This window comes from Actinoplanes sp. NPDC026623 (assembly GCF_040638275.1).
Lineage (GTDB): Bacteria > Actinomycetota > Actinomycetes > Mycobacteriales > Micromonosporaceae > Actinoplanes.
On sequence record NZ_JBEZXZ010000337.1, the window covers coordinates 1 to 5,404 of the forward strand.

Sequence of the window (5,404 nt, forward strand, 5' to 3'; positions counted from 1 at the left end):
ACGGTCGACGCGCTCGCCGTGGGGCGCACCCCGACGCCCGGTCGCGGCCAGTGGGCGTCGCGGCTGACGGGACGGATTCCGCTGCCCCGCCCGGCGACCCTCGGCCTGGCGCATCCCTTCGCCCGCCCCGTCCGGTCGGCGACGATCGTCGCGGCGATCGCGTTCGGCGCCGCCGCGGTGACCTTCTCCGTCGGGCTCGGCGCGTCCCTGAACAACGTCCAGGCCTCGGAGGGCCACGCCGACGTGATGGTCCATCCCGGTCTCCCGCCGACGGACCTGCCACCCGGCGGGAACGGGGCGCCGCCCGGCGGGGTGCCCGCCGGGCCGGCCGACGGCGGACCGGTCGCGAGCGCGATGCCCAGGACGCCGCTCGACCAGGCGGCGATCGTCAAGGCGATCGAGGCGCGGGCCGGCACCGACGGCTACTGCGGCCTCGCCACCACCGAGGTGACCGCGGCCGGGGTCACCGGCGCCGTCGAGACCCTCGCGTTCACCGGCGACAACTCCTCGTACGGCTACCAGATGGTCTCCGGCACCTGGTTCGGCGGGCCCGGCGAGATCGTCGTGTCGACCCCGTTCCTGACCGCCACCGGCACCGAGGTCGGCGACACCATCGTGCTGACCGACCACGGCACGGAGCTCACCGTCCGGATCGTGGGAGAGGCGTTCAACACCGAGAACGACGGCATGCAGCTGCTCACCGCGACCGCGACCCTCGCCGCCGCCGAGCCGGACCTGGCACCCCAGGAGTACAACATCACCCTGCTGCCCGGCACCGACGCGTCCGCCTACGCCAAGGCGCTGAGCGAGGACCTGAAGCCGCTGGGGGCACACGCGGCGACCGTCGACGACGACACCAACGAATTCGTCGTCATCGTCAACGCCCTGACCACCCTGCTCACCGTGCTGCTGGTCACCGTCGCGGCGCTCGGCGTGCTCAACATGGTCGTGCTGGAGACCCGTGAGCGCGTACACGACCTCGGCGTCCACAAGGCCCTCGGCATGACGCCGCGGCAGACCATCGCGATGGTCATCGCCTCGGTGGTGGTGACCGGGCTGGCCGGCGGTGCCGTCGGCGTGCCGGTCGGCATGCTCCTGCAGCGGATGGTCGTCAACGACATGGGACGGACCGCCGGATTCAACCTGCCCGCCGCGGTCCTCGACATCTACCGCCCGGGCGAGCTGGTGCTGTTCGCGCTCGGCGGGCTGCTCATCGCCGTCCTCGGCTCGCTGTTGCCGGCGGGCTGGGCCGCGCGTACCAGAACGGCCACGGCGCTGCGTACCGAATAGGGGTGGCCCGGACGCGGCACTACCGACGGGGTGCTCCCCCGTCGGTAGTGTGCGTCGACTGCGACCGAGCGCCTGGTGCGGTCAGGCGAGGGCCTTGGCCTTGAGCGCGTCGAACTCCACCTGGTTGATCGCACCGGACTGGAGCAGCTCCTGACCCTTGGCGATCTGTGCCGCCGGGTCGCCGCCGCCGGCACTGCCGTTGCTGCCGGCGACGCGACGGATGTAGTCCGCCTGATCCGCGGCCGCGGCCTGATGGCGGGCCATCTGCCGCTCGGCCATGCTCTTACCGCGGGTGATCAGGTAGACGATCATCGTGATGAACGGCAGGAAGAGCAGGGCGATGATCCACACCGTCTTCATGAGGCCGCTCGTGTCGCTGTCGCTGAACAGATCACTCAGGATCCTGAACAGGATCAGGAAGTAGAAGAAGATGAAGTAGAAGATCAATAGGCTCCAGAGAAATTCTCCGAACGTCACGTGAAACCCCTTTGACTCGTCATGGCCCCGTCGGCACTCATCGCAGTGCTGCGGCTGAGCGGTCGTCCACTTCGCACCTGGCCGGGGCCGGTGTGCGAAGCTTCCTTCAGCCCCTAACAGCAGAGCACGGGCCGCCCGCGCAGGCCGTCATCCGGAACGGATGAAAGGCGGACAGGCGCAAGCCCTGTCGATGCCCCGGCCGCGAAGTGCCGGGTGGTCGAAAAGCGCCGCGGCCGGCGCCGCCGTGCCGCTCCGGGACGATTCCGCCGCGGGCCGGCAGATCATCCACGACGGATGAGGTCCGATGATCTCCCCGTGCTGCGCTACCGCGGCGCACGGCGCCGGCGGCGCAGCAGAAGCAGCAGAATCGCGGCGCCGGCGAGAACGCCCGGTACCGCGAGGGCGACCACCGTGCGTGCCGTGCCGTCGCGGCCGGAACGGTGCACCACCGGCGGCTGCGCACGACACCCGGTACCGGGATCGTCGTGGGTGAGTGCGCACACCATCAGCGACGCCTTCTCCTGGCCGTAGTCGCCCGCGAGGGCGGCCTGGAACTCCCGCCACTGGTGCCGGGTCTCGACGATCGCGCCGGTGACGGCCTTCGCGAAGTTGTCCGCGACCCGGCCCCGGGGTGTCGTCGGGTCCGTCGCGGCGCCGGTGACCGGGTCGACCAGACCGTTGTCCTTGTTGAGCGCGGCATGGGTGATCCGCCGTTCGCACACCCCGGTGCCGGTGACCTGGTCCGCGAGCACGAAACACCCGGTCGTCAGGTCGCGCGGCACGGCGCGCGTGCCGCTGCCGCTCAGGTCCAGGACCGGGCTCGGCGCCGGCAGGTCGAGGCCCGGCGGGTTGTCCGGGCCCGTCGGGCGGGCCGGATCCGCCGAGTCGGTCCAGTTGCTGTGCGCGTAGAAGTCCTGCGCGCCGTGCAGGGCCCGGCCGAAGCGCTCCAGCGACAGGCACTTCGCCCGCTGCTCGTCGGCGGAGTCCAGCACGCAGTCGGTGCCGAGGTCCACCTCGGCGCTCATGATCCGGCCCTCGCCGTCGAGCAGGCCCGCCGCGAGCCCGACCGCCTCCCGGAAGCGGCGGCGCAGATGGTCGACGCAGGCGCGGAGCCCGGTGCTGGCCTCGTCGCGGGTGCGCGGGTAGCCGCCGGCGAGATAGTCCGCGTCGTCGCAGTGCGCGGCGGGGACGGACACCTCGGTGCGGTCGGGGGCGCCGACGCCGCCGAACTTCTGACCGCGCCCCGCCAGTTGCGCCATCGACAGCGGCTCGAAGCAGTCGCCGTCCGATCCGGTGCCGGCCGCGCAGGCCACGGCGGCGCGGGTGATCCGCTCGTGCTCGCGACGCTGTCCCCCGCCGTCGATCGTCCCGAAGGCGGCCGCCGGGTCCGGCACCGACACGATGGCGCTCGCGAGGGCCACGACCGCGAGCAGCGCCCTGCCGGAGCCTCCTCGCATCGAGCACCTCCCTGCTCAGGCTCCCCAGCCGTCGCCGTTCCCGGCTCACCCCATCGGGATGAACGCCGTTGCGGTCGTGAACCGGACAGGAGCGCTTCCCGAAACCGGCACCCACCGGCGCATCCCGGTGGGACCGTCGGATCAGACCTCCCGGTGACGCCTGAACAGGGCAGAGCGAGGTCTCGACATGCACGCCGAACTCGACCGGGCCGGATCGATCCGGCGGACCCTGGTGTTCGCCGCCGCCCTGGCCGCCCTGCTCTACTTCGCGCGCTCCGGCGCGACCTCGCTGACCGTCCAGGTGCTGTTCACCGTCTTCATCGCCGTCGCGACGATCTGGCTGCGCGGGCAGTACGCCGACAGCCTCGACGGAATGCAGTGGGTGATCCCGCGCTGGTTCGGCGTGCTCCTGCTGGCCACCGCGGCCGTCCTGGTGGCACTGCACGCCGCGCTCGGCCGGGGATCGTCCGGCATCGTCGGGGTGCTCCTGGCGTACTTCGCCGCCGGTTCCGCCGTGACCCAGATCCGCCAGAGCGAGTCGATCCACCTGCTGCGCCTGCCCGGCGGCCGGCGGTACGCGCAGGTGCACCCGATGCGCTGGGGCCTCGGCCTCACCGCGGCCGGCGTCGGGCTCGCGTTCGGCGGTGCGGCCCTGCTCGGACCCGGCGGGCGGATCGTGCTCGGCCCGCTGATGATCGCCTTCGCCCTGCTGGTGCTGCTCCCGGTCGGCCTGGCCATCTGGTCCGAGCAGGTCATCCGCCGGCTGTGCCGGATGCACGACGCCCGGGCCCGGCTGTGGTGCCTCGGCGGGGCCGGCGCCGCGCTCTTCGCCGGGGTCACCGCCGGCGTGGTGGTGCTGGGGCACTCCAGGTGGCTGATCGGCGTCATGGTGCTCCTCGGGCTGCTCGTCGTCGCCCTGGTGTCGACCACCCAGGCCGACATCGTCGCCGTGATGGCCGTCGTCGCGCTGATGGGCGTGACCCCGCTGCAGGCCACCGGGCAGGGACGGCTCGGGCTCCGCGGCGACACCGCGGTGCTGGTGGCGCTCGGCGACTCGTACATGTCCGGCGAGGGTGCCGCGATCTACTACCAGGGCACCGACGACGGCGGCGGCGACCAGTGCCGCCGCTCGCCGACCGCGTGGGCGCCGATGGCCGCGCAGGACGTCACGAACTTCGACGGGCTGGCGTTCCTCGCCTGCTCCGGTGCCCGCACGGCCAACGTGCTCAGCGAACACCCCGCCCCGGCGATCGCCGGCCCGGCGGCGGCCGGCGTCGCGATGCCGGCGCCGAGCCCGCAGCGGGGCGAGGCGGGCACCCAGCTCGACGCGTACCAGAGGATCCGTGGGACCTTCAAGCCGCGGATGGTGGTGCTGAGCATCGGCGGCAACGACGCGGGCTTCTCGACCATCGGCATGATGTGCGTGGCGCCGGGCGACTGCGACACCCGGGCCGCCCTCTGGGAGGACTCCCTCGACCAGCTGCGCCGGCAGCTCCGGGTGACCTACCGCGAGATCGACGCGGCCTTCGCGGACGTTCCGGTGGTGGTCATCCCGTACCCGGATCCGATCAGCATCCGGGCGGACGGCTGCCGCCAGGTGTCGCTGTCGCTGCGGGAGCAGCGGTTCATCCACCGGTTCCTGACCGGCGGCCTCAACCGGGTCATCCGGCAGACCGCCGAGGAGTACGGGTTCCACTACCTCGCGGGGATGCAGGACGCGCTGGCCGGGGCGCATCTGCAGCTGTGCGACCCGCTGAACGACGGGCTGCCCGGCATCAACTTCATCGGCCTGCGCTCGGTGCGCGGCATCGCCGAGCAGCGCTTCAATCCGGCCAACTGGACGCACAGCAGCCTGCATCCGAACGAGCGGGGGCACGCCGCGATGCTGCGGGTCTTCCAGACCTGGTGGGCGGTCGAGAAGGGGTCGATCACACCGCGGCAGACCGTCGGGGCCTCCGCGCAGGACCGCTCGACGGACGCGTCGAGGGCACAGCGGCGCACCACGCCGGCCCAGGCGCGGGCGCGGGCGACGAGGCAGGCGCCGCCGTGCGGCCTGTTCGACAACACGAGCAGGGGCTGCCGCCCGCAGGGCCAGCGGTGGGCCTACCAGCAGGTCGGCGGGGCGCTGCTGCGCTACGGCGGGGTCGCCCTGCTCGCCGCCGCCGGCGCGTGGTGCCTCT

At 72.8% G+C, this 5,404-nt stretch carries 4 protein-coding genes; 2 read left to right on the forward strand and 2 right to left on the reverse strand.

Annotation, left to right across the window (positions count from 1 at the left end; all coding sequences use genetic code 11):
- A partial coding sequence (locus tag AB0F10_RS43910; protein WP_360640163.1) for an ABC transporter permease occupies positions 1-1,290 on the forward strand: 1,290 nt, incomplete at its 5' end.
- Positions 1,291-1,371: 81 nt separating this feature from the next.
- Here AB0F10_RS43910 and AB0F10_RS43915 read toward each other — a convergent pair.
- Together AB0F10_RS43915 and AB0F10_RS43920 are read right to left on the reverse strand one after the other, a co-directional pair.
- A complete protein-coding gene (locus tag AB0F10_RS43915) occupies positions 1,372-1,767 on the reverse strand; it encodes a PLD nuclease N-terminal domain-containing protein (protein ID WP_360640165.1) in 396 nt (131 codons plus the stop codon).
- A 323-nt stretch (positions 1,768-2,090) separates the two neighbouring features.
- Positions 2,091-3,224: a CinY protein gene (locus AB0F10_RS43920; protein ID WP_360640168.1), complete on the reverse strand. Its 1,134-nt coding sequence runs from the start codon at positions 3,222-3,224 to the stop codon at positions 2,091-2,093.
- A gap of 187 nt (positions 3,225-3,411) precedes the next feature.
- On the opposite strand from AB0F10_RS43920, the gene AB0F10_RS43925 reads away from it, so the two are divergent.
- Positions 3,412-5,404, forward strand: a 1,993-nt coding sequence (locus AB0F10_RS43925; RefSeq protein WP_360640170.1) for an SGNH/GDSL hydrolase family protein, incomplete at its 3' end; no start/stop codon positions are given.